The sequence below is a fragment of the Sorangium sp. So ce131 genome, from assembly GCF_051519095.1.
GTDB lineage: Bacteria > Myxococcota_A > Polyangia > Polyangiales > Polyangiaceae > Sorangium.
Genome location: NZ_CP150455.1, coordinates 6108172 through 6131770, shown reverse-complemented (window position 1 = coordinate 6131770; position 23599 = coordinate 6108172). Strand labels below are relative to the sequence as shown.

The 23599-nt window shown below is 70.8% G+C and carries 21 protein-coding genes; 3 read left to right on the top strand and 18 right to left on the bottom strand.

The window, feature by feature from the left end; translation table 11 throughout:
* Positions 1-10 precede the first annotated feature (10 nt).
* Positions 11-904 carry an isoaspartyl peptidase/L-asparaginase gene (locus WMF43_RS22275; protein WP_437683143.1) on the bottom strand — a complete coding sequence of 298 codons (894 nt, stop codon included), beginning with the start codon at positions 902-904 and terminating at the stop codon, positions 11-13.
* Between the two features lie 276 nt (positions 905-1180).
* On the opposite strand from WMF43_RS22275, the gene proS reads away from it, so the two are divergent.
* Positions 1181-2737, top strand: coding sequence for a proline--tRNA ligase (gene proS, locus WMF43_RS22270; RefSeq protein ID WP_437683142.1), 1557 nt, complete (start codon positions 1181-1183; stop codon positions 2735-2737).
* Here the strand turns inward: proS and WMF43_RS22265 are convergent.
* The 10 genes from WMF43_RS22265 to WMF43_RS22220 form a co-directional block, all read right to left on the bottom strand.
* Positions 2731-3786 carry a hypothetical protein gene (locus WMF43_RS22265; protein WP_437683141.1) on the bottom strand — a complete coding sequence of 352 codons (1056 nt, stop codon included), beginning with the start codon at positions 3784-3786 and terminating at the stop codon, positions 2731-2733. The genes proS and WMF43_RS22265 overlap by 7 nt on opposite strands.
* Positions 3783-5441 (bottom strand): serine/threonine protein kinase, encoded by a 1659-nt coding sequence (locus tag WMF43_RS22260; RefSeq protein WP_437683140.1) that lies wholly within the window; start codon positions 5439-5441, stop codon positions 3783-3785. The genes WMF43_RS22265 and WMF43_RS22260 overlap by 4 nt, the downstream gene beginning before the upstream one ends.
* Before the next feature lie 139 nt (positions 5442-5580).
* The gene (locus WMF43_RS22255) at positions 5581-6195 is read right to left on the bottom strand and encodes a hypothetical protein (protein WP_437683139.1); all 615 of its coding nucleotides are present in this window, start codon (positions 6193-6195) and stop codon (positions 5581-5583) included.
* Positions 6196-6366: 171 nt separating this feature from the next.
* Positions 6367-7293 (bottom strand): PfkB family carbohydrate kinase, encoded by a 927-nt coding sequence (locus tag WMF43_RS22250; protein ID WP_437683138.1) that lies wholly within the window; start codon positions 7291-7293, stop codon positions 6367-6369.
* 105 nt (positions 7294-7398) lie between these two features.
* Positions 7399-8286 (bottom strand): S-methyl-5'-thioadenosine phosphorylase, encoded by an 888-nt coding sequence (gene mtnP / locus WMF43_RS22245; protein ID WP_437683137.1) that lies wholly within the window; start codon positions 8284-8286, stop codon positions 7399-7401.
* Positions 8283-8921, bottom strand: coding sequence for a guanylate kinase (gene gmk, locus WMF43_RS22240; RefSeq protein WP_437683136.1), 639 nt, complete (start codon positions 8919-8921; stop codon positions 8283-8285). The genes mtnP and gmk overlap by 4 nt, the downstream gene beginning before the upstream one ends.
* 9 nt (positions 8922-8930) lie before the next feature.
* On the bottom strand, positions 8931-9800 hold the full coding sequence (locus WMF43_RS22235) for a YicC/YloC family endoribonuclease (protein WP_437684056.1): 870 nt from the start codon (positions 9798-9800) through the stop codon (positions 8931-8933).
* A 26-nt stretch (positions 9801-9826) separates the two neighbouring features.
* Entirely contained in the window at positions 9827-10873 is a 1047-nt protein-coding gene (locus WMF43_RS22230; protein WP_437683134.1) for an SDR family oxidoreductase, read from the bottom strand.
* A 23-nt stretch (positions 10874-10896) separates the two neighbouring features.
* A complete protein-coding gene (locus WMF43_RS22225) occupies positions 10897-11214 on the bottom strand; it encodes a hypothetical protein (RefSeq protein ID WP_437321375.1) in 318 nt (105 codons plus the stop codon).
* A gap of 242 nt (positions 11215-11456) precedes the next feature.
* Positions 11457-11969, bottom strand: coding sequence for a DUF507 family protein (locus WMF43_RS22220; protein ID WP_437683132.1), 513 nt, complete (start codon positions 11967-11969; stop codon positions 11457-11459).
* Between the two features lie 211 nt (positions 11970-12180).
* Between WMF43_RS22220 and WMF43_RS22215 the strand changes: the two genes are divergently transcribed.
* Positions 12181-12942: a Crp/Fnr family transcriptional regulator gene (locus tag WMF43_RS22215; protein WP_104981819.1), complete on the top strand. Its 762-nt coding sequence runs from the start codon at positions 12181-12183 to the stop codon at positions 12940-12942.
* 170 nt (positions 12943-13112) lie between these two features.
* Here the strand turns inward: WMF43_RS22215 and WMF43_RS22210 are convergent, their stop codons facing one another.
* From WMF43_RS22210 to WMF43_RS22185, 6 genes are all read right to left on the bottom strand, one after another.
* Entirely contained in the window at positions 13113-14207 is a 1095-nt protein-coding gene (locus WMF43_RS22210) for a TIGR04552 family protein (protein ID WP_437683130.1), read from the bottom strand.
* A 93-nt stretch (positions 14208-14300) separates the two neighbouring features.
* Positions 14301-14480 (bottom strand): hypothetical protein, encoded by a 180-nt coding sequence (locus WMF43_RS22205; RefSeq protein ID WP_436618694.1) that lies wholly within the window; start codon positions 14478-14480, stop codon positions 14301-14303.
* Between the two features lie 705 nt (positions 14481-15185).
* Positions 15186-15629: a hypothetical protein gene (locus WMF43_RS22200; RefSeq protein ID WP_437683128.1), complete on the bottom strand. Its 444-nt coding sequence runs from the start codon at positions 15627-15629 to the stop codon at positions 15186-15188.
* A 118-nt stretch (positions 15630-15747) separates the two neighbouring features.
* Positions 15748-16191, bottom strand: coding sequence for a c-type cytochrome (locus WMF43_RS22195; RefSeq protein ID WP_437683127.1), 444 nt, complete (start codon positions 16189-16191; stop codon positions 15748-15750).
* A 195-nt stretch (positions 16192-16386) separates the two neighbouring features.
* A complete protein-coding gene (locus tag WMF43_RS22190) occupies positions 16387-17013 on the bottom strand; it encodes an OmpA family protein (protein ID WP_437683125.1) in 627 nt (208 codons plus the stop codon).
* Between the two features lie 454 nt (positions 17014-17467).
* The gene (locus WMF43_RS22185) at positions 17468-18586 is read right to left on the bottom strand and encodes a hypothetical protein (RefSeq protein WP_437683123.1); all 1119 of its coding nucleotides are present in this window, start codon (positions 18584-18586) and stop codon (positions 17468-17470) included.
* A 246-nt stretch (positions 18587-18832) separates the two neighbouring features.
* Between WMF43_RS22185 and dnaE the strand changes: the two genes are divergently transcribed.
* Positions 18833-22471 (top strand): DNA polymerase III subunit alpha, encoded by a 3639-nt coding sequence (gene dnaE / locus WMF43_RS22180; protein ID WP_437683121.1) that lies wholly within the window; start codon positions 18833-18835, stop codon positions 22469-22471.
* On the opposite strand, the gene WMF43_RS22175 is transcribed toward dnaE, so the two are convergent.
* Positions 22464-23471, bottom strand: coding sequence for an AAA family ATPase (locus WMF43_RS22175; protein ID WP_437683119.1), 1008 nt, complete (start codon positions 23469-23471; stop codon positions 22464-22466). The genes dnaE and WMF43_RS22175 overlap by 8 nt on opposite strands.
* Positions 23472-23599 lie beyond the last annotated feature (128 nt).

The following is a 23599-nucleotide window of genomic DNA, read 5'->3' as shown; positions in this document are numbered from 1 at the left end:
GTGCGGGTCCTCAGCCCACGATCTGCGCTGCTGCCATGTTGCGGTTCGAGGCGATCGCCTGGCCGGTCCGCCCGACGACGAGCACACCGACGGCGATCACGTCGGGGAACATCGCGACGCCGCGCTGCGCTGCGCGGGCGGGCGCGACGCCGTCGGCGAGCCAGTCGTAGACGGTGCGCGCGAGGGCGCGGCGCGCGATCTCCTCGCCGAGCCCGGTCGTCGCCACGGCCCCGTGCGGGCCCGCGTAGACGCCGGCGCCCATCAGCGGCACGTCGCCGACGCGGCCGCGGAGCGTGTAGGTCGAGCCGCCCGTGGACGCCGCCGCGGCGAAGCGGCCGTGCGTGTCGCGCACGACGGCGCCGACGGTGTCGCACTCGATCGGCTCGGCCTCGAAGTTCCAGAACCGCTTCGCGGTGAGCGCGTGGAACCGCGCCGCGTCGTTCGCGTGGTCGCCGCCCGCGCCGCCGCCCAGCGCGGCGAGCGCGCGGGCGTGCCGCTCGCGCGCCTCGCCGGTGGCCGGATCGTGGTCGGCGAACCCGAGCCGGCGCGCGAAGGCGGTCGCCCCGGCGCCGGCGAGGAGCAGGTGCGGCGTCTCCAGCAGCTTCGCCGCGACGAGGACGGGGTTCCTCACGCGCTCGATGCAGGCGACCGCGCCGAATCGCCCGTCGCTGGCCATCACCGCGGCGTCCATCTCGATCGTCTGCCCGTCGAGGCGGAGGTTCGAGCCGGTGCCGGCGTTGAACCGCGCGTCGTCCTCCAGGCGCGCGGTCGCCGCGATCGCCGCCCCGAGCGCCTCTCCGCTCGCGTCCAGCAGGCCGGCCGCGTCCTCGGCGGCCCTTTCGCAGCCGTCGGAGTAGCTTTGCGGCGAGGTGACCCCGCCGTGCGTGAGGATGACGTATTTCACGTCGCTCCCCTGCGCGTACCATGGTCGCGCGCCGCCGCGAAGCCGGCCGGGCGCGCGGACGGCCTCGCCGCGGCGCGGCGCCGCCGCCCTCGACGCCCTCCACCGGACACGTCGCGGGCGTGCGGCGCGGACGGCGGCGCTCGACACCCTGCCGCGCTCCTGTTACGTCGCGCCTCTAGCCCCGCCGCGAGGCGACGCCAGCCGGCCGCCCGCTGCGGGACGCCGGCGGCCACGTCGCAGGCCTCCCGCGGAGCCGCCCATCGAGGAGAGCAGACCGTGGCCAAGAACGAAGCGCCGAAGACCGCCATCTCGCCCACGCGCAACGAGGACTACCCCGAGTGGTACCAGCAGGTCGTCCGCGCGGCCGATCTCGCGGAGAGCTCGCCGGTGCGCGGCTGCATGGTGATCAAGCCGTGGGGCTACGCGATCTGGGAGAACATCCAGCGCGAACTCGACGCCATGTTCAAGGCGACCGGGCACAAGAACGCCTACTTCCCGCTGTTCATCCCGAAGTCGTTCCTCGAGAAGGAGGCGGAGCACGTCGAGGGGTTCGCGAAGGAGTGCGCCGTGGTCACCCACCACCGGCTCGTGGCCGGACCGGGCGGCGGGCTGATCCCGGATCCCCAGGCCCGGCTGGAGGAGCCGCTCATCGTGCGCCCCACGTCCGAGACGATCATCGGCGCGGCGTTCGCGAGCTGGGTGCAGAGCTACCGGGATCTGCCGCTGCTCATCAACCAATGGGCGAACGTCGTGCGCTGGGAGCTGCGGACGCGCCTGTTCCTGCGGACGACGGAGTTCCTCTGGCAGGAGGGCCACACCGCGCACGCGACCGAGGCCGAGGCGCGCGAGGAGACGCTGCGCATGCTCGGCGTCTACGCGACGTTCGCGCGCGAGTTCCTGGCGATGCCGGTCCTCGAGGGGCCGAAGACGGCGAGCGAGCGCTTCCCCGGCGCGGTCGACACCTACGCGATCGAGGCGATGATGCAGGATCGCAAGGCCCTGCAGGCCGGCACGAGCCACTTCCTCGGGCAGAATTTCGCGAAGGCGAGCGGCATCAAGTTCCAGACCAAGGCCGAGACCGAGGAGTACGCGTGGACGACGTCGTGGGGCGTGTCGACGCGCCTCGTCGGCGGGATGATCATGACCCACAGCGACGACGACGGCCTGGTGCTCCCGCCGCGCCTCGCGCCCGCGCACGTCGTGATCCTGCCCGTCTACCGGGGCGACGACACGCGCGCGAAGGTCGACGAGTACATCGACGGGCTCGCGAAGGAGCTGCGGGCGCAGCGCTTCGGCGAGCGGCGCGTCGAGGTCGAGGTCGACCGGCGCGACCTGCGCGGCGGCGAGAAGCAGTGGGAGTGGGTGAAGAAGGGGGTGCCCGTCCGGATCGAGATCGGCCCGCGCGACGTCGACGGCGGCGTGGCCATGGTCAGCCGCAGGGATCGCACGCCGAAGGACAAGGCGAGCATGGCGCGCGGGGAGCTCACGGCGCGCATCACGGAGCTGCTCGGCGACATCCAGGCGACGCTCTACGCGCGCGCGCTCGCGACGCGCGACGCGAACACGCACGTCATCAACGATCGCGCCGATTTCGATGCGTTCTTCGGGTCGAAGGGGGACAAGGAGGCGCAGGGCGGCTTCGCGCTGGCGCACTGGTCCGGCGATCCCGAGATCGAGGCGGCGGTGAAGGACGCGCACAAGGTGACCATCCGCTGCATTCCGACCGGCGGGTTCGAGGGCGCCCCGTGGGCCGACGCGCTCTCCGGCGAGGGGCGCTGCATCTTCACCGGCAAGCCGAGCCCGCGGCGGGTGGTGTTCGCGAAGTCCTACTGAGCGCCGCGGCCGAGCGTCGGGAGCACGTGCTCCGCGAGGATCGCGGGGAGCAGCCGCAGCTGCGCGCAGTGCCCGCCGGGGCCGGCCCCGGCGTAGCCGCGCACGAACAGGCCGCCGCCGTCGTACATCTGCGTGAGCCGCAGCGCGTCCTCCGGCGCCTCGGCGCCGTCGCCGGGCGCGGCTTCGCGCGCGCCGTCTCCGCTCGAGGTCACCGCGATGGGGCTCGCCCCGAGCTCGCGCAGCAGGAACGCGGCCACCTCCTTCGTCGACGCGTAGCCGCTCGTCGGGGTCTCGGTGTGGGTGAGGTAGAAGAGCAACGTGCCGCGCGCGGCGGCGCTGGCCAGGGCGACGTAGGGCGCGAGCTGCCCCTGCACGAGCGAGGTCTGCCCCGGCATGTAGGAGCCGTACAGGGAGTCGAGCAGGATCAAGGCGTCCATGCGGCTGCTCCCGCGCTCGACGATCCTGCCGATCGCGCCGGACCCGGCGCTCCAGGAGGACAACAGAAGGCGCCGCGCGCGCGCGCCGGAGACGCCGGCGGCGCTCCCGACCTCGCGATCGATCGCCTGCAGCAGCGCGTCCCAGCCGCCGCCCTCCATGGCGCGCGCGTACTCGCTCGATCGGGTCCCCAGATCGACGCCGGCGATGACGAGATCGAAACCCTGGGGCGCGAGCACCTTGCGGACGGGCTCCGCGCCGTGGAAGTGGACGAGGAGATCATAACCCCCGTCCGCGCCGATGGCGCGCGCGGGCGGCACGAGCAGCCTGCCGATCGGGAGCGGGCGCCAGCGCTCGTAGACGCCGAAGCCGCGGTCGGCGAAGTCGCACCCCGCCTGCATCTCGCGTTGCTCGTGTTGATCGAGCGCCGCCGCGCGCTCCGGCTCCCCCCCCTTCGGCAGCGGCGACGGATCGAGCGGCGCGCTCGCCGGCGGCGGCGGCGGCGACGCGCTCGGCTCCTGGCCGCGGTGCGACAGCAGGGCGCCACCGACAACGACCAGGCTCGCTGCCAGGAGGAGCGCGTCGCGGAGCTGCCTCGTCCGGCGATCGCTCAAAACCCGGGGTTGGTCACGGTCGGGACCCACTTCGTCGAGGGAGGTTTGCCCGGGGTTGTCCTTCGCGCGCCGGGGGAGCTCGCGCTGCCGGGGGCCGCGCCTGGGGCTGCGGCGCCTGGCGAAGCCGGCTCGCCCTTGCCCGGCGCGGCCGGGACGGCCGTCCCGCGCTCCGCCGAGCCGGGGACATCGACGGTGGACGGGGCGGGCGAGGTGTCGGCGCTGCTCGAAGGGATCGCCGCGACGGACGCCGGCTCTGCCGACGCGCTCGCTGCGGTCGAGGCGGCCCCTGCCGCGGGGCCCGTGCTGCGCGACAGCATCATGAGCTGCTCGGACGACACCGGCTGCGTCGCCCGCGGCCACAGCCACATCAGCCCCACGCCGGCCACGCTGAGGATCGCGAGCGCCAGGGCCGCCACCAGGGTCCCCGAGCGGCGCCGCGTCGCAGGGATCTCGATCGGATCCAGCGGCGTCTCCTGGCCGGGCGAGCTCTGGGGCAGCGCGGCGGGCAGCGCCTCTCGCGGGACCGAGGGGCGGCTCGCGCGCGTCGACGGGAGCTGGACGTTCACGGGGCTCGGGGGGAGCTGCGTGAAGAAGAACTCGCTGATGCTGTCGCGAGCGTCGCGAACGAGCATCACCTCCGGCGGGTTGGAGGCGCGCTCGTCGAGCAGGCGGACCGTGTCGCGGAGCGCGGCGCGCCGACGCTGGCTTCGCTCGCCGAGCAGCCCGCGCACGAAGGCGCCGACGTCGTGGTCCGTCACCGGCGGCTCCTTCGCGAGCACCGATTGCACCGCGCTCTCCAGCTCGAGCATCGTCTGGTAGCGCCGGTCCGGATCCTTCTGCAGGCACGTCATCAGGACGTGCTCCAGCTCCTCGGGGAGGTCCGGGTTCTTCAGGCGAGGCGGCAGCGCCGGCTGGGAGATGATGCTCTTCAGCGTGAGGAGGTCGTTCTCCGTCTGGAAGGGGTGCGCGCCCGTCGTCAGCTTGTAGAGCACGATCCCCATCGCGAAGATGTCGGTGCGCCGATCGACCCGCTCCCCGCGGGCCTGCTCCGGCGACATGTACGGGACCTTGCCCTTGATCTGCCCCGCGGTCGTGTCGTTGCGCCCCAGGTTGGTCGCCTTGGCGACGCCGAAGTCCACGAGCTTCACGTGGCCGTCGTACGTCACGAGGATGTTCTGGGGCGACACGTCGCGGTGCACGAGCCCGAGCAGCTGGTCGTCGTTCATCGGATCCCGCAGCTCGTGCGCGGCGTGCAGCCCGAGGCAAGCGCAGCCGACGATGCGGAGCGCGATGCGCAGCGGGATGGCGACCTCGCTCCTGCTCGCCGCCCGCGCGATGATCGACAGCGCCTCGCCGTCGACCCACTCCATCACGATGTAGAGGACGTCGTCCTGCTCCCCGAGGTCGAGGATCTCGGCGACGTTCGGGTGGTGGATCCCCGAGGCGAGCCGCGCCTCCTCGAGGAACATCGTCTCGAACTGGGCGTCGTCCGAGAGCGTCGGCAGCATCGTCTTGATGGCCACCGTCTTCTGGAACCCGCGGTGCCCCTTGCGGCGCGCCGCCCAGACCGTGGCCATTCCCCCCTGCGCGATGGGCAGGAGGAGCTCGTACTGTCCGAGCTCCTTTCCCGGCAACAGCTGGGGATGAGGGGTCATGGATTCGCGCGATGCTCTCCTGACGAAACCACGGGACTTCCGGATGCCAGAACAAGTCTAGCATCCGGGCCCCACCGTAGCGCTATGTGGAGCAGATCACGAATCGCGCGCCGAGGGACGCCCTCTCAGCGCCGGCCGATCACGCGCCGGGGGGAACCGGGCCCCACAGCTTTTCGTAGATCTTGGTGAGTTTCTGGTGGGTTTCCGACGTGAAGCCGTTGACGGAGTACGGCCAGCGGAAGCCGTCGCCCATGGCCTGGTTGCACGAGAGCGAGATGAGCAGGTCGACCGGCGTGGGGTTGCCGGGCCGCACCATGGAGATCCCGAGGCCGGGGTAGAAGCAATTGCCGCGCTCGGCGGAGAAGCTGTCCTCGTCGCCGAAGATGTCCAGGATGTCGTCCTTGAGATCCTCGTCCACGTCGTCGCCCGTGAGCTGCCGCTGGCTGAGGATGACGAAGTTCTTGAAGCGGGGCTGGGCCGGCTGAACGGGCGCCGCCGCCGTCTGCCCGGGGATGAGGCCGGGCGGGATGATGCCGGGAAGCGCCTGCTGCAGGCCCTGGAGAGCGGCCTGCCCCATCTGCTGGAGCTCGGGCGGGATCCCCGGAATGAGGGCGGGGGTCTGGGCCGGCGTCGTGGCCAGCGGGGTCGGCTCCTGCCCCTGGAGGCGAAGCACCGTGACCTGCGCCTTATCCATCTCGTCGAACGGCGCCGTGCGGGCCGCGCAGCCGACGACGAGGGGGGCCAGCAAGGCCATGCCTGCAAGTGTACGGGTTGTGAGGTTCATGTTCGCTTTGACGGTTCATCTAGCACGGCTATGCGCCGGGATGTGAAGAGCGACCACCGCCAGCACGGCTCGCTCGCCGCGGCGCCGTCGGTGGCCATCCCGCGCCCGTCCTCGCGGACCCGCGGGCGGGCCGGCGTCGCGTCACATCGTGCTCGCGCCGAACTCGTAAAGCGCCCGGATCTCGCTCACGCGCGCCGCGACGTCGGCCCGGGTGACCGTCGCGATCCGGCGCGTGCCCACCGCCTCGACGCAGAACGAGGCGGTCGCCGTGGCGTGCAGCATGCCGCGCCGCAGGGTGAGCGGCGTGATCTCCGGCTGGCACGCGAGGTAACCGATCAGCCCGCCAGCGAAGGCGTCGCCGGCCCCCGTGGGATCCATGACGTCCTCGAGCGGGAAGCCGGGCGCCGCGAACACGCCGTCCTCATCGAAGAGCAGCGCGCCGTGCTCGCCGCGCTTGATGATCAGGCGCTTCGGGCCGCGGGACAGGATCTCCTTTGCGGCGCGGCGGATGTTGTACTTGCCCGAGAGCTGGCGCGCCTCCTCGTCGTTCACCACGAGGGTGTCGATGCGGCGCAGCATCGCCGCGACGGCCTTCGGCTCCCCCTCGATCCAGAAGTTCATGGTGTCGGCGAGGACGAAGCGCGGCGAGCGGACCTGCTCGAGCACGTCGAGCTGGAGCGCGGGATGGATGTTGCCGAGCAGGACGAGGGGCGTGTCGCGGTACGCCTCCGGGAGCTTCGGCGCGAACGACGCGAACACGTTGAGCTGCGTGTCCAGCGTCGTGCGGTGGATGAGGTCGACGTCGTAGCGCCCGGCCCAGCGGAACGTCTTTCCCGGAGCGCGCTCGACGCCCTCGACGGCGATGCCCCGGGCGCGCATCGCCGCGAGCGTCTCCTCGGGGAAGTCGTCGCCGACCACGGCGACGGTGCGCACGGGCGCGAAGCACGAGGCGGCGAACGACGAGTAGGTGGCGGAGCCGCCCACGACGTCTCTCGCGCTGCCGGAGGGGAGCTCGAGGTCGTCGAAGGCCATCGAGCCGATGATGAGGATCGCGGAAGGGGTCGTCACGAGGGGCCTCTTAGCCAGGTTTGCGCGCAGCCGCTAGCGGCTAGCCGCGCGTCTCGTTTCTGCGAGGGCGCCCCTCGGCCCGACCAGGCCGCCCTCTGCCGGGGATCAGTCCGCCTTCTGCCGGGGGCCGATGAGCCACTCGAGCCGCGCCTGCGCGTCCGGCGAGGTCGCGTCCGGCGAGGTCATGATCGCGCTCCGCAGCGCGTGCCGCGCGGGGCTCTGCGACACGTCGGGCAGGTGATGCGCGAGCGCCCGCGCGACGTCCCGCGCGCGCACGATGTTGCGGTTCAGCACCGAGATCACCGCCTCGACGCTCACCGCCTCCTCCGTGACGCGCCAGCAGTCGAAATCGGTCGTGAGCGCGAGCGTGGCGTAGGGGAGCTCCGCCTCGCGCGCGAGCTTCGCCTCGGGCATGTTGGTCATGCCGATGACGTGCGCGCCGAGGGCCCGGTACATGAGGCTCTCGGCCCGGGTCGAGAACTGCGGGCCCTCGATGCAGACGTACGTCCCGCCGCGGTGGACGCGCGCGGACGTGGCGCGCGCGGCCTCGTACACGGCGCCCGCCAGGATGGGGCACACCGGATCGGCGAACGGCACGTGGGCGACCACGCCGTCGTCGAAGAACGTCGAGGCCCGGCGCTTCGTGAAGTCGAGGAACTGGTCGACGACGACGAGGTCGCCCGGCTCGATCTCCTCGCGCATGGAGCCCACGGCGCTGACGCTGAGCACGTGCGTGGCGCCGAGCATCTTCAGCGCGCAGAGGTTCGCGCGGTAGTTGATGTTCGACGGGGAGAAGCGGTGCCCGCGGCCGTGGCGCGGCAGGAAGAGCACCGTCGCGTCGCCGCCCTTGACCTGGCCGCGGAGGATCATGTCGCTCGGCAGCCCGAAGGGCGTGGACACCGAGACCTCCTCGACGTCCTCCAGCCACCCCATCTCGTAGAGCCCGCTGCCCCCGATGACGGCGAGCACGTGGTGACCCGCGCCGGCGCTCATCGCTCGAACCTCCGCTCCGAGAGCAGCCGCTCGCACAGGGCCGCGCGCCGCTGGCGGCGGCACCGCTCCGCGAAGACCAGCGAGCGCAGCTGCTCGTAGGCGCGGTTGATCTCGTCGTTCACGATCACGTAGTCGAAGAAGCCGTAGTGCTCGATCTCCCCCTTCGCGTTGCGGAGGCGGCGGAGCGTCGTGGGCTCGTCCTCGGTGCCGCGGCCGCGGAGGCGCCGCTCGAGCTCGGCGAGGGACGGGGGCAGGATGAACACGGCGATCGCCTCGGGGAGGCTCGCCTTGATCTGCCGCGCGCCCTGGTGATCGATGTCGAAGAGGACGCCGCGCGCCGTGGCGCGGGCGATCTCGATCTCCTTCAGGCTGGTGCCGTAGAGGTGATCGTGCACGCGGGCCCACTCGGCGAACGCGTTGATGCGGATCATCTGCTCGAACGTCGCCGGGTCGACGAAGTGGTACTCGCGGCCGTCCACCTCGTTCGGGCGCGGGCGCCGCGTGGTGTGGGAGACCGAGAAGCGCAGATCGGGGAACTCGCTGCGCAGCCTCCCGCAGAGCGTCGTCTTCCCCGCGCCGGACGGGGAGGACACGATGAGGAGGAGGAAGTCGTCACTGAGTGCTTCGGTCGACATGCTCTCCTGTCACTCGATGTTCTGGACCTGCTCCCGCAGGCGCTCGAGCTCCACCTTCATCGCCACGACGTGCTGGGAGATGGCGGCGTCCTGCGCCTTGGAGCCCAGGGTGTTCGCCTCGCGTACCATCTCCTGGAGCAGGAAGTCGAGCCTCCTCCCGCAAGGGTCCCCGCCGGGCGCCGCGAGCGTTCCGCCGAACTGGTCGAGGTGGCTCCGGAGGCGCGTGATCTCCTCGGTGATGTCGCTGCGCTCGGCGAGCAGCATGACCTCGGCCTCGATCCGCGTCGACTCGAAGCCCGCCTCGACGCCCTGGAGCAGGCGCTCGACCCGATCGCGCAGCCGCCGCCGGAGCGCCTCGCGCGCCTCGTCGGCGCGCGCCACGACGTCGGAGGCGAGCGCGCGCAGCGTCGCCACGCGGCCGCGCATGTCGCAGGCGAGCGCCTCGCCCTCGCGCAGGCACATGACCTCCATCGCGTCGATCGCGCGCTCGATCGCGATCTTGAGCGCGCCGCGGACGGCGGCGATCTCGTGGCCGGCCACGGGGGCGAAGAGGTCCGGCACGGCGCAGAGCAGCGACAGCGGCACGTCGGCGCCCGGCGCGAGCTCGTCGCGGAGCTCGGCGAGCGCGCGGAAGGCCGCGCGCGCCTTGGATTTATCGAGCACGCTCGGGGCCAGCACCGCCCCCTCGGTGCGCACGATGATCTCGATGCGCCCCCGGCGCAGCCGCTCGCGCGCGACCTGCTCGGCGAACATCGTCAGGTCGCCGAGCTCGCGCGGGAGCCTCGCGCGCACGTCGAGGAAGCGCTGGTTCACCGAGCGGATCTCGGCGACGACGCGCCCTTCGGTGAGCGAAGCGTCACCGAGCCCGAAGCCGGTCATGCTCCGCACGGGCCGCTCCGCTCGACCTAGCTCGCCTTGTTCCCGGTTTCCGCTGCCCCAGCGGGCTTGGGCAGCGGGACCTTGCCGCACGTGACCGTCGCCGAGGCGGCGGACGGGCCCTTCTCGCGGAGCGCGCGCAGGTACGTGACCGTCGGCGCGATGCCGTCCTCCCAGCGCACGCGGGGCTCGTAGCCGATGAGCTCGGCCGCGCGCGAGATGTCGGCCAGCGAGTGGCGGATGTCGCCCGCGCGGGGGGCTTTGTGCTCGACGGCGACGTCGCGCCCGATGACCCGCGAGATCTCCTTGCAGAGCTCGTTCAGCGCGATCCTGCGGCCGCCCGCGATGTTGATGACCTCGCCCTTGAACTTCTTCGGCGACGTCGCGCCGAGCAGGTTCGCGAGGACGGTGTTCTCGATGAAGCAGAAGTCACGCGTCTGCTCGCCGTCGCCGAAGATCGAGATCGGCCGGTTCTGGAGCGCGGCGTCGATGAACCGCGGGATCGCGGCGGCGTAGGCGCCGTCCGGCGTCTGGTTCGGCCCGAAGACGTTGAAGTAACGCAGGCTTAGGGTCTCGATGCCGTAGATGCCCGCGAACACCTTCATGTAGTGCTCGCAGGTGAGCTTCGTGACCGCGTAGGGCGACAGCGGCATCGGCTCCATGGCCTCGTGCTTCGGGAGGACGGGCGTCTCGCCGTACGCGCTGGACGACGCGGCGAAGAGCACGCGGCGCACGCCCTGCCGGCGCGCCACGTCGAGCACCGTGACCGTGCCGCCGACGTTCACGGCGTCGGACTCGACCGGCGTCTCGACGCTGCGCGGGACCGAGCCGAGCGCGGCCTGGTGGAAGACGACCTCGACCCCCTTCACCGCGGACGCGACCGCGGCCGCGTCCCGGATGTCCCCGGTGATGCGCTCGATCAGCGACTGGTGCGGGAGCCCGTCGAGGTTCTCCCAGCGGCCCGTCGCCAGGTTGTCGAGGACGCGGACCCGCTCCCCGGCGGCCGTCAGCGCCGCGACGAGGTTGCTTCCGATGAAACCGGCTCCGCCGGTGACCAAGTAGCGAGGCGTTGACATGTGCATGCTCCCCCGGCGGGCGCCTACTTCTTCTTGAAGAGGTTGTCGAGCTTGGAACGCGCGTCCGCGATGCGCTTCGAGTTATCCTCCGGTACGCCGTTCTTGAACGTGAAGAAAGTACAATAGTTCGCTCTTTCCCGGTCCGGGATGTACTCGGCGATGTGCTCTTTGCACTGGTTGTGCGCGGCTGGGTCCCAGTTCTCGCAGTTCTTGCAGCAGTGGAGGTCGACGCCGCAGTGGGGGCAGGTGTCCGCGCGCTGGAGCTTCACCTCGAAGATGAGCTCGTTCTTGCATTTATGGCAGAAGTGTCGCTTCGCCTCGACCTTCGGAATCCAGCTCATGATGTCCCCTCCGGTACCACGACCGGGCCCGATCGGGCAGGCAGAACGTTCCTGAGGAGGGCCGCCGCCCGCCGCCGCTCACCCCGCCGCGCCGGCGCGACGGCGCGATGCCCGAGGGGGCGCCGCGAGGAGTCGACCTGGGCGGTTCGAGCGGAGCGGGGGGACGCGGCGGGGCCGAGACGACGCGGAGCGCCGCTCGTCCGGTTCCGCTGAGCGGCCCGTCGTCCCGGGCGGTCAGCGGGTCACAAGAGCCCCTTGCGCCGCTGGATCTCGCCCATGACCCGCTGGTACTCGATTTCCCAGGTGCGGGATCCTTCCTGCACGTGGCGGAGCTTGCCGCGCACCTCCGTGTCGAGCGCCTCGTCCATCTCGAGGTACTTCCGGAGGATCGGCCGGATCCGGCGCCGCAGGTCGTGGTCCTCGACGAAGACCTCCTCGACGTTGTTCGAGTGCATCAGCATCTCGAGCAGCTGGTCGAGGAGATAATCCATGGTCTCGTCGCCGGTCTTGATCCCCTTCTGCTCGGCGGCCAGGCGCTTGACCCGGTTGAACTCGCCCTGGGGGAGCCCGCGTGCCTGGAGGATCTCCTTCGCCCGCTCGCTCGCTTCCCGCTCCGCGTGCAGGTAGCTCGTGAACACCGACTCGACGTCGAGCGCGACCTCTTTTTTCGACTCGCACTCGATATCACGATTGTCCACGAGCGCGCGGACGATTTCTTCAGTGAGAGGAGTAATTTTGCCGCTAAAGAGGCGCATCCAACGTCCGTAGCTGGAGGAGCGGTCGAACTGGCTCCCCCGTGCAGGGGTTCATTCACGGGGCGTGCCCGGCTCAAACCGAAAGGTACGGGCCACGTCTCCGGGATGTCAACGCAAGTGGGAGGTTCCGGCACACGTCGGGCCCCCCGGCCCGGCGGGGGCCTCCCGGAACAGCAGGACCGCGACACCGCAAACCGCAGGAGCAGCCGCGATGATCATGGGTAAGGATGCGATGGCACGGAGCGTCAGGGTTCAGCCTGGCGCTCTTGGGAACGACGGTGGACTCGACCTCGACTCGCGCAAGCGCCGGGTCGTCCGGCGTGGCGCGATCGGAAATGCCGCATCTCCGGCCACGCAGGCGGCGCTGGCCGACGGGGGGACGATCCAACGCGTCGCGAAAGGGCGTCACCTCGTGACGCAGGGCGACGCAGCGACCGCCCTCGCGATGCTGAGCCTCGGCAGAGTACGGCTGGTGCGGGGCATGAGCGACGGGCGCAGCCTGTCGCTCGGCTACCGAGGGGCCGGCGACGTTCTGGGCGAAGCCGCCCTCGGGGGCGTCACGGCCCACCGGGAGAGCGCCATCGCGACGGAGGACGTCGAGGCGCTCATCGTCCCGCTCGCGACGGTGCGGAGCCTGATGGCGAGCGACGCCAACTTCGCCGCCGCGATCGTGACCACGCTCGTCGAGCGGCACACGGACACCGAGGAGCGCCTCGCGTCGATGCTCTTCCGCAACGTGGAGGCGCGCCTCTGTGAGTTCCTCCTCAAGGCGGCGACGCGCTGGGGCATCCCGGATCCGCGCGGCGTGCTCATCTCCGCGCCGTTCACCCATCAGGAGATGGCGAGCATGATCGGCTCGACGCGCGAGACCGTCACGCTCACCCTCGGCGACCTCCGCCGCAAGGGGGTGATCGAGATCGATCGCCGCCGGATCGTCGTCCTCGACCGCGACGCGCTCAAGAGCCGCATCTGAGCTCGCCCGTCCGGCGGCGTGCAGCGCCGAGGGGCCGCGGCCCCTCGCCATCACGCCGCCCGCAGCCGCCCCGCTCCGTGGTGCCCGGCTCCCTCGCTCCGACAGCCCGACTGCTCCCGGCGTCGCAGCCGCGTCCGCCCCTGCTCGCTCCGCGCCGCTGACCCGCGACGTCAGCGATCCCGCTTGGGTCCACCGCCGCTCACGGGGTCGCGGGTGGAGCGGACGCCGAGCTTGAGCCTGCGCATCACCGCCTGCTTCTGGCGCTCCTTGTACTTGGCGTGGCTCGAGTCGCCGACCTCGTTCGCCGCCTCGGTCTCGCGGTCGATCAGCTGGAACTCGCAGAGCACGAAGATGATCGGCCCGAGCGCCCAGGCCGCGGGCGGCGCCATGTCGAGGATCTCGGAGGGGAGGCGCACCGGCAGATCGACGACGAAGTGGATGACGCGGTAGCTCTGGCTGCTGAAGCTGTTGTCCCCGGCGACCAGGCCGTCGTCGACGTCCGTCTGGAGCGACTCGAGCATCGGCTGGAGGTACGGCCGCGCCTCGCAGTAGCTCCGGAAGCGCAGGATCGTGTTGGTGCTCTCGCCGGGCACGACGTAGTTGAACGGGAACAGGCGCTCAGAGAGGTAGAGCAGGACGGGGAGCAGATCGTCGACGGTGCGGCAGACGATGCGGAAGCGGAGCTTGTCGTAGATGGCCGCCGCGGTCGTGTCGGACTTCGACAGGAGCTTCGTGTAGAGCGAGTCCTTGTTCTTCCGTCCGCCGATGAACTCGGTGATCGGGAAGCCCGCCGCGAGCATGCCGCCGATCACCCGGTACACCTTCTCCTCGACCAGGTGGAAGACGTCCTGGTCTGACATCGGGATCGAGAAGAGCAGCTCGCGCCCGGCCAGGTGATGGATGATGTGCATCGCCTTGAGGATCGTGCAGGCGCAGAGCTGACGGTGGCCCTTGGCCGAGGCGAGCAGCAGGATCTCCTCGACCGACGCGCGCGCGACCGGGCTCGGGATCGGGAACTCGAAGTGGCGGCGCAGGTAGGCGATCGCCTCGTTCTTCACGCTCTCGAGGTGCGCGCGATCCCCCGGCTCGTCCGGGCGGAACTCCTGCGAGAGCAGGAGCTCGCGCGCGGCCTGCTCGCTGTCGAGGTTGAGCCGACGCCAGTCGATGACCGATTCGCCGCGCAGGATGAGGTGCACGGACTCCAGGTCCATCAGCGTGAACTCTTCGAGTCGCTTGAGCCGGCCGACGGAAGCGTCGTGCGTCATGATCTCACGGCCCCCGAGCGTAAGCGCCAGGGCGGGTGAGCGCTTGGGAAAGGGTTGCCTCGACGCGAAGCAGGAGGCTGCTGGAGGAGGAAGTCAGGAGACAGGGGCGTTCGGTGGGGCAGGACGGGAGCTCGGCGTGCGGCCGAGCGAGAGGGTCCCGAGGAAGATGCCGACCGTCAACGCCACCACGGTGGCGTGGCCGAGGTAGGCGCCACTGCAACCAATGGCGGCAAACGGGGCGAGCGCAGCCAGATACCACGGGGTGATCCTCATCGGTTCTCCTTCTCCGCTTCCAGCGGCACTGTAAGGGCCGCCTGGTCGCTCCCTTCCGGGGGGCGCCGCGATGCATCTCGTTCGTCCCGGTCAGAGCGTGTAAGTGGTTGTAGGATAAGGTGCCACGCCCTGCTGCTGCGGGCCAAGAAGTAGCGGCTTCGGGGGGAACGCATCAAGGGAATTCGTTCTCAAATTCCATTCCTGTCCGAACCGCTGCCGCTGCATACACAAAAAAGCGAACAGAAACAACGGTTTGTTATCGAAGTCGAAGCTGTCGCTTCATCGGTAGCGCGCGGCCTGCTGGACGCGAGGTGGTGCTTCAGGGACACGCACCCAACTCACGGCGGGGCCTTGCTTGTCGGTTTCCGGGAGTCAACGGCTTCGTGCGCCGGTCGGCTGCCGCCCGGGGCGCTGCTGCGCGTCGCGATCCGGGTTGCGGTGGCCCGACTCGGGTTGCGGTGGCCCGACCCGGGTTGCGGTGGCCCGACCCGGGTTGCGCTAGCCCCGACCCAGGTTGCGCTAGCCCCGACCCAGGTTGCGGTAGTTCTGCGAGCCCCGACCCAGGTTCGGTAGTTCTGCGGTGGCCCCGACCCGGGTTGCGGTGGCCCCGACCCGGGTTGCGCTCTAGCCCCGACCCAGGTTGAGGTAGTTCCGACCCAGGTTGCGGTAGTCCCGGCGGCTCCGACCGCAGGTCGCGGTCGCGGCTCAGCGCACGGGGAGCGTGATCTTGTCGGCGTCCCCGAGCGTGACCGCGCGGTGCGTGGTGTCGCGGCCGCGGGTCCTGTCCACGGCGATCTCGAGGTCGTACCGGCCGTCGGGGAGCCGCACCTTGGAGAAAACCGACCTCGGGGCCGTGCCCTCGGCGAAGCGCCACGTGCTGCCGTGGACCGGCGCCGCTGCGGGGTCACCGTCGCCCGACGAGCGGTCGGTCCACGTCACGTCGAGCTGCACGATGGTCGACGCCTCATCCAGCCGCAGCTCGAGCTCACGCTCCTCGGGGACCTCGCGGAAGAGGGTGCGCCCCGCGAGCAGCACGCCCGCGATGAGGAGGAGAGGGGCGAAGCGCCTGGTCCAGGGCGGCCGTTCCGCCTGCTCGATCCGCTGCTCGTCGGGCGCTTGCGAAGGTTCTTCGTGAGAGGTCGAGCTCATCGGGCTGAGGTCGCGTCGTGCGCGGACGCAACGTGGCCGTGCGCGGGGAGCCTGTCAAATTGCACGCTGCACTTTGCAGACGCGCGCGGCGCGCCGCGCCCGCGGCGACGCGCCGGCGTCAGCGGGCTCGGCTGGACCGGATCCGCTTCACCAGGCCGTCGATCACCGGCTGGGGCAGATCGAACGCGGGCATCTTGTCCTTGCCCTTCTTGATCGTCTCGGCCATCTGCGCGTCCGTCACCCGCTCCTGCCACGCGGCGTTGGTGAGATCGGGGGCGCGGACCATCGGCCCCTGAGGACCATCGCCGCGGCCGGCTCGGCCGTGGCAGCTCGCGCAGTTCCGTTGCCAGGCGAGCTCGATCAACCCTTGGTCGGTCTCGGTCGAGGCGACCGGCCGCGCGGCGACCTTGCCGCCCTGCCCCTCGTTGGGGCTCGGCGGATCGTGATCGGCCGCCGTCCACTGGCGGACGTCGCCCGACGCTGGGTCGCAGCCGAGCAGCCCGGCGGCGAGGACGGCTGTGTAAACGAGGCGACCCAGGGCCCTGTCGTGACGTCTCCGCATGTGGTCGCCGTACGGATACCGAAGAACAGGGGGGAGGCAAGCAAAGAAGGAGGGGTGGCCGAGCCACAGCCGCCGGCGCGCACGTGCGCCGCCGCGTGGCTCCGCGATGGGCCGCTCAGCCCAGGGCTCGCGGGCGCGCCGCGGCTCGCCCGCGATGCAGGGCCGCCGTCCGGCGCGCGCGCGAGCGGGGCGCCGTCACTTGCAGGCGTCGCCAGCGACCTTGCCGCCGCCGTCCACCGGCTCGCCGTCGACCGCCTTGCCGTTGAGGGCCGCGATGAAGAACCCGGTGCGGCGGTTCTGGGCCTTGCCCTCGGGGGTGTTGTTGTCGGCGACCGGCTTCGTCTCGCCGAAGCCGACGGCGACGAAGCGCTTGCAGTCGTGGCCCTTGGCGACGAGCCAGCGCGCGACCGACATCGCCCGCTTCTCCGAGAGCGTCTGGTTCAGCGCGTCCTCGCCGTCCGAGTCGGTGTGGCCCTCGATGCGGAGCAGGGTGACGTCCTTCCGCTGCTTCAGGAAGTCGTCGACGATGGTGAGCACCTCGTCGCTCTCGGGCAGGAGCCGGTCGCTGTTCGTCTCGAAGACGACCGGGCCGGGCAGCTGGACCTCTTTGCCCTTCAGCTTGAACGTCATCTTGAAGCGCGGGCGAGGCTTCTTCTCCTCCTTCGGCTCGGGCTTCGGCTCCGGAGCAGGAGGCGGCGGGGGCGGCGCCTTCGCCGTCTCGCCGCCGGTCTTGAACGAGGCGCTGGCCGTGCAACCCGCCGTCGCGGCGGCAGCGCCAACCATCATCACGGCGCACAGAACGGAAGCGACGTATCTACGCATGGACGTTGTTCTCCTCTGAGGGCACGAGCCAGAGCTCGCTTCGGCAACCCGTCGGGCTCCCGCGCTTGGACGGCAGCTCGCCACGAAACTTCACCGGCCATCGGGTACTTGCGTGCTGGTCGCCTCGAGCGATGCCGCCTTCTAGCGAAAAGTCAGGACGAACGAAACCCGGAAGGCGGCGCCTTCGCGGACCCCGCGCCCGGGGCTGGCAGACCGACAAAGCACCGCCGTGGAGGCGCCTGGCGCCCGAGCGCGTACCCTGGACGGGCGGGGTTGTCTCTTGAGACGCTCACAGGGCGCCCGACGGCTCATGCAGGAGCACGATCTTCACGAGGCGCGCTGCCGGACGTGCTGAGCCGGACTGAGCGGCGGCGGGAAGATGGCCGAGGAGCCCGGGGTCGAGGGGCTCCTTGGTCTCACCGTCGCTCGGGATGGATCGGAGTCGCGCTGCGACCTAGCCGCCGTCGGAGGGCTCGCCGTCGGAGGGCTCGCCGTCGGAGGGCTCGCCGTCCGACGGCGCCGTCCCGCACGGGACGCTGGTGTTCTCGGCGGGGGGCGCGATGTCGCCCAGCTTGACCTCTTTCGCCGTGAACCCGATGCCGATGGAGATGGCATTGCACTCCTGGCTCGGATCCTGGCTGCCGTCCTTCATGATGTCCGATGTGGCGCGGATCTGATCGAGCACCCCCTCGAGCGTCATGCCCTCGCAGAGGGTCGGCTGGACGGTGCCGATGACGGTGCGCAGCTCCTCGACGAGCACGTCGGTCTCGAGCACGCCCGCGATGGTGCCTTTGACCGCGCTCTTGTGATCCTCCGCGAGCTCCATCGCGATCCTCACGTTGCTGATCGTGAGGCCGATGTTCTTGCCCGCGGTCGTCAGGTTCAGCTTGAAGGTGCCCTGGGTCTGGGGGCCCGACACCCAGGTGTTGTCGACGACGTAGCTGCTCGGGAACACGACCTTGGCGCTCTCGATGTCCTGCCCGTCCTCGAGCAGCTCCGGGACGACGGGCCACGCGTCGGTGCCGTCCCAGGCGGGCGCCCCGCCCAGCGTGGCGCCGCCGTAGAGCTTCGTGGTGAGCGGGTTGTAGGACGACTGCGCCCCGAGCTGGTCGATCTTCAGGATCACCGTGAAATCGCCGTTGGCGATGGCCTTGGTCACCTCGGTCGACGGATCGCCGAGGAAGTTCGAGATGAGGCCGACGATGTTCTTTCCGAACGAGTTGTCGATCCCGTCGTCGCCGTCCGGATAGACGTCGGCGGGGGTCGCGCCGGAAATAGGCTTGCAGAGGTCCGTCGAGGCGGCGGCGGACACCTTGCCGTCGAGGTTGAAGCCGAACTGCTTCCAGCTCCCGGGCACCTTCTCCCCGTTCCGGTCGACCTCGCCGAGGAAGAGCCGGTCGATCGCGAGCGCGACGCCCGCGCCGTCACCGGCCTGCTGCGGCCCAGGGGCGGGGGGCTGGCCCAAGTCGTGCTCTTCTTCCGCAGGAGCCTTCTCGTCGGCGCCGCACCCGGCCAGGGCCAGGAGCGCGACCGCGAAATAGCCCGCGACGGCGATACAGGAATGACGCATCATCGACCTCTCTTTCTGAAAACCCCACCCCACGACAAATCGGCAGTGTTCAGCAAACGGGCGCACATGCTAGCGCCGGCTCGCGCGGCTCATCAAGGGCGATCCCGGCTGCGCAATGCGCTATGTGTGAGCTCGCCGGCAAGCCCGGGCCACTCGCCCCGCTCGCCCAAGCGCCGTCGGATCATGTTCTCCACGAACATCGATCTTTCCTGGATCGGATTGCGATGAGAACCACCCTGGAAGCCCGCCGTGACCGCTGAGTTCGTCCACCTCCACGTGCACTCGCAGTACTCGCTGCTCGACGGCGCGCTGCGCATCAAGGACCTGGCCTCGCGCGCGAAGTCGCTCGGAATGCGGGCGGTCGCCCTGACCGACCACGGCAACATGTTCGGGGCGATTCAGCACTACAAGGCCTGCAAGGGGGAGGGCATCGGCGCGATCATCGGCTGCGAGGTGAACGTGGCGCGCGCGTGGGGCGCCGGCGCGGGGCAGGTGTCGCGCTCGGGCGCGGACGAGACGCCCGTGGATCACCTCGTGCTGCTCGCGGCGTCCGAGGAGGGCTACAAGAACCTCGTCCGCATCGTCTCGATGGGCCACGTCGATCCGGCGAGCGGGCTCGCGCCGAGCGTCCGCCTCGAGACCGTGGCGCAGCACCGCGCGGGGCTCATCGGCCTGACCGGGTGCATGGGCGGCGTGGTCGCGCAGCGCGTCCTCGAGCAGGGCGAGCAGGAGGGGCGCGAGGCGCTCAGCCGGCTCCGGGACTGCTTCGACCCGGGCAGCCTGTACGTCGAGCTGCAGGACCACGGGCTGGTCGAGCAGGCGGTGCTGAACGGCATCCTCTCGCGCGCGGCCGGCGATCTGGGGCTGCCGCTCGTCGCGACGAACGACGCGCACTTCGGCGCGCGCGAGGACGGCGAGGGGCAACTCTACCTCTCGTGCATCGCGGCCAACCGGACGTTCGCCGAGGCCCTCGACGCGCACCACGGCAGCTTCGAGATGTTCCTCAAGCCGGCGGACGAGATGACGCACCTCTTCCGCGACTACCCGGACGCGGTGCGGTCGACGCTCGAGATCGCCGAGCGGTGCGCGGCGCTCAAGCTCAAGCTCGGCAAGCCGATGCTGCCGACGTTCCCGCTGCCGAGCGGGTTCGACGACTCGGCGTCGTACTTCCGCCACGTGGCGCGCGAGGGGCTCGCGAGGCGGATGGCCCAGATCGCGCAGACGGGCCGGAGGATCGACGAGGGGGCGTACCGCGCGCGGCTCGAGATCGAGATGGACGTCATCGTCCAGATGGACTTCCCGGGCTACTTCCTCATCGTCTGGGACTTCATCAAGTACGCCAAGGACAACAGCATCCCGGTCGGGCCGGGCCGCGGGTCGGGCGCGGGCTCGCTCGTCGCCTACGCGATGGGGATCACCGACCTCGACCCGATCCCGTACAACCTGCTGTTCGAGCGCTTCCTGAACCCGGAGCGCGTCAGCATGCCCGACTTCGACGTCGACTTCTGCATGGACCGGCGCGACGAGGTCATCTCGTACGTCACGAAGAAGTACAGCAAGGAGGCCGACAAGCCGTCGGTCGGGCAGATCGCGACGTTCCACGAGCTCAAGGCGCGGAGCGTGATCAAGGACGTCGCCCGGGCGATGGCGTTCCCGGCGAACGAGGCGCAGAAGATCGCGAGCCTCGTCCCGCAGAAGTCGCCGGGGATCATGTACACGATCCCCGAGGCGCTGGAGGTCGAGCCGAAGCTCAAGGCGCTCAAGGAGAGCGACCCCACCGTCGCGGAGCTGCTCAAGCAGGCGCAGAAGCTCGAGGGCCTCACGCGGCACGCGGGCATGCACGCCGCCGGCGTCGTGATCAGCGAGGGGCCGCTCTGGGACCACGTCCCGTGCTTCAAGAACGGCGAGCAGCTCGTCACGCAGTACTACAAGGACGACGCCGAGCTGGCCGGCCTCGTCAAGTTCGACTTCCTCGGGCTGAAGACGCTCACCGTCATCGACATCGCCGTGCGGCTCGTGAACGCGCGGCCGGACCGCGCCGGCAAGGAGGACGCGCGGTTCGACGTGAACACCGTGCCGCTCGACGACGCCGCCACCTACGCGCTGCTCCAGTCGGGCGAGACCACCGGGGTGTTCCAGCTCGAGTCGAGCGGGATGCAGCAGCTCTTCAAGGACCTCAAGCCGGACGCCTTCGAGGACATCGTCGCCGCGGTGGCGCTCTACCGGCCCGGGCCCCTCGGCACCGGTATGGTCAAGGACTTCGTCGACTGCAAGCACGGCAGAAAGCCGATCGAGAAGATGCACCCGCTCGTCGATGAGCTGCTCGTCCCGACGTACGGCGTCATCGTCTACCAGGAGCAGGTCATGCAGATCGCGCAGAAGCTCGCGGGCTACACGCTCGGCGGCGCCGACCTGCTCCGGCGCGCCATGGGCAAGAAGAAGCCCGAGGAGATGGCGAAGCAGAAGGCGACGTTCGTCGACGGCTCGCTCAAGAACGGGGTGAAGGCCGAGGACGCCGAGCGCATCTTCGGGCTCCTCGAGTACTTCGCGGGCTACGGCTTCAACAAGAGCCACTCGGCCGCGTACGCGCTGCTCACGTACCAGACCGCCTACCTCAAGGCGCACTACCCGGTCGAGTTCCTCTGCGCGCTGATGACGGCCGATCGCGACAAGATCGAGAAGGTCGTGCGGATCATCGCGGAGGGGCGCGCGTGGGGGGTCGAGATCCTGCCGCCGGAGATCAACGAGTCGAAGACGGACTTCACCGTCGTCTACAGCGCGAAGCCGGCCACGAACGGCAAGCGCGCGGCCGGCACGCGGCGCGGCGGCTCCCGGGTGAAGGACCCGTTCGATCCGAAGATCCGCTTCGGGATGGGCGCGATCCGCGGCGTCGGGGAGTCGGCGCTCGAGGCGGTGCTCGAGGCGCGCGAGGCGGGCGGCGCGTTCTCGGATTTGTTCGACTTCGCCGAGCGCGTCGATCCGCGGCGGGTCAACAAGGGGGTGTTCGAGGCGCTCGTGCAGTGCGGCGCGTTCGACGCGAGCCTCCAGGCGCGCGGCATCTCGCGCGCGCGCGCCTTCGCCGCGATCGACCGGGCGCTCGAGCGCTCGCGCAGCGCGAGCAAGGAGCGGAACAGCAACCAGATCGGCCTGTTCGCGGCGATCGCCTCGAAGAACGAGGTGCGGCTCGACGACTACCCGATGCTCGAGCCGTGGGATCTGACCGAGACCCTCTCGAGGGAGAAGCAGTCGCTCGGCTTCTACGTCTCGGGGCACCCGCTCGATCGGTACGGCGTCGACATGAACCGGTTCAACGTGACGCCGATCAGCGCGCTCGCCGGCATGGATCCCTGGTCCAGGGTGCGCGTCGGCGGCATGGTCGAGGGCTACCGCGAGCGCATCTTCAAGGGCGGCGGGGGCAAGATCGCGTTCTTCGTGCTCGAGGACACCGCGGGCCGCATCGAGGTCAAGGTGCGCGAGAAGCAGATCGAGGCCTACGGGGAGCTCCTCAACCGCGGCGAGCCGGTCTTGATCTCGGGCAAGGTCAGCTTCCCGATGGTGGAGGAGGGCGCGGAGGAGGCCGAGGCCGCGCCGCGCGAGCCGACGCTGCTGCTCGACGAGGTGCAGCCGCTCTCGGACGCCATCCTCGCGCAGACCCGGAGCGTGGCGATCACGCTGAAGTCGCGGATCGCCCGGCGCGAGCACATCGATCGGCTCGGGGCGCTCCTGCGGTCGAGCCCGGGGGTGTGCCCGGTGCAGCTCGTGATCCAGCTCGACGACGGGGCGGAGGCGGTGCTGTCGCTGGGGCGCGATCTCCGCGTCGAGCCGAACGACGGGATGCTCGCGCGGCTCGAGAAGCTGTTCGGCGAGAAGGTGGCCGAGCTCAGGTAGCCGGCGCCTGCTCGGCCGACGGCGCCTGCTCGGCGGCCCTCACGAGGGCCCCGAGCCTGGCCTCGGCGTCGCTCCGGTCGCGCTGGTGCTTGAGCAGGACGCCGAGCGTGTCGCGGGCGACTTCCGGCGTGAGCGCGCTCTTGCCGAGCAGGAGCAGCGCGCGCGCCCAGTCGAGCGTCTCGCTGATCGCGGGCGACTTGCGCAGATCCATGGCCCTGAGCGCGCCGACGAACGCGACGATCTGCGCGGCGAGGCGGGCCTCGATCCCCGGGATCGCGACCTTCAGGATCGCGACCTCGCGGGACGGGGGCGGGTAGTCGAGGAACGCGTGCAGGCAGCGGCGCCGCAGCGCCTCGGTCATCTCGCGCGTCGCGTTCGTCGTGAGCAGGACGAGCGGCGGGTGCGCGGCGCGGATCGTGCCGAGCTCGGGGATCGTGACCTGCATCTCGGAGAGCACCTCGAGCAGGAACGCCTCGAACTCCGGGTCCGCGCGGTCGACCTCGTCGACGAGGAGGACGACGGGCGCGGCGCTCCGCAGCGCGGCGAGCAGCGGGCGCGCGATCAGGAAGTGCTCGCTGAAGAACGACGCCTCGCTCCCCGCGATGGCGCGGGCGGCGGCCGAGAGGCTCGCCGCGCCGGCGATCTCCTTCGCGACGGCGTCGCGCAGGAGCTGCGTGTAGAGCATCTGCTTCGCGTAGTCCCACTCGTACAGCGCCTTCGCCTCGTCGAGCCCCTCGTAACACTGGAGCCGGATGAGCCCGCGGCCGAGCGCCTCGGCCGCGGCGCGGGCGAGGTCGGTCTTGCCGACGCCCGCGGGGCCCTCGAGCAGGAGCGGGCGATCCATCCGGAGGGCGAGCCAGAGCGCGAGCGACGTCGCCGGATCGGAGATGTAGCGGGCCGCCGCGAGGCGCGCGTCGAGCTCGCCCGCGGACGCCGGGAGATCCCCGGGCGCGCGCCGCGCTCCGGGGGCGCCGCCGTCGTGATCAGGAGGGGTCGTCACGGCGGGACGTTAGCACGCGCGCCGCGGCGGCCAGCGGGTGGTGGCCGCCGCGCGCCGCCGCGCGCCGCGCTGGCCGGCGCGCGACGCGTGAGAGGCCGGTCGTGGACCGCCCGGGATGCTGGTATAAA

Bases quoted from the DNA above. Each gene is read 5' to 3' on its own strand.
- WMF43_RS22235 (WP_437684056.1), bottom strand. From the start codon at position 9,800: ATGACCGGCTTCGGGCTCGGTGACGCTTCGCTCACCGAAGGGCGCGTC.
- gmk (WP_437683136.1), bottom strand. From the start codon at position 8,921: ATGTCGACCGAAGCACTCAGTGACGACTTCCTCCTCCTCATCGTGTCC.
- WMF43_RS22205 (WP_436618694.1), bottom strand. From the start codon at position 14,480: ATGAGGATCACCCCGTGGTATCTGGCTGCGCTCGCCCCGTTTGCCGCC.
- WMF43_RS22255 (WP_437683139.1), bottom strand. From the start codon at position 6,195: ATGGCCTTGCTGGCCCCCCTCGTCGTCGGCTGCGCGGCCCGCACGGCG.
- mtnP (WP_437683137.1), bottom strand. From the start codon at position 8,286: ATGAGCGCCGGCGCGGGTCACCACGTGCTCGCCGTCATCGGGGGCAGC.
- WMF43_RS22215 (WP_104981819.1), top strand. From the start codon at position 12,181: ATGATCATGGGTAAGGATGCGATGGCACGGAGCGTCAGGGTTCAGCCT.
- WMF43_RS22200 (WP_437683128.1), bottom strand. From the start codon at position 15,629: ATGAGCTCGACCTCTCACGAAGAACCTTCGCAAGCGCCCGACGAGCAG.
- WMF43_RS22185 (WP_437683123.1), bottom strand. From the start codon at position 18,586: ATGATGCGTCATTCCTGTATCGCCGTCGCGGGCTATTTCGCGGTCGCG.
- WMF43_RS22260 (WP_437683140.1), bottom strand. From the start codon at position 5,441: ATGACCCCTCATCCCCAGCTGTTGCCGGGAAAGGAGCTCGGACAGTAC.
- WMF43_RS22190 (WP_437683125.1), bottom strand. From the start codon at position 17,013: ATGCGTAGATACGTCGCTTCCGTTCTGTGCGCCGTGATGATGGTTGGC.
- WMF43_RS22230 (WP_437683134.1), bottom strand. From the start codon at position 10,873: ATGTCAACGCCTCGCTACTTGGTCACCGGCGGAGCCGGTTTCATCGGA.
- WMF43_RS22210 (WP_437683130.1), bottom strand. From the start codon at position 14,207: ATGACGCACGACGCTTCCGTCGGCCGGCTCAAGCGACTCGAAGAGTTC.
- WMF43_RS22195 (WP_437683127.1), bottom strand. From the start codon at position 16,191: ATGCGGAGACGTCACGACAGGGCCCTGGGTCGCCTCGTTTACACAGCC.
- WMF43_RS22220 (WP_437683132.1), bottom strand. From the start codon at position 11,969: ATGCGCCTCTTTAGCGGCAAAATTACTCCTCTCACTGAAGAAATCGTC.
- WMF43_RS22225 (WP_437321375.1), bottom strand. From the start codon at position 11,214: ATGAGCTGGATTCCGAAGGTCGAGGCGAAGCGACACTTCTGCCATAAA.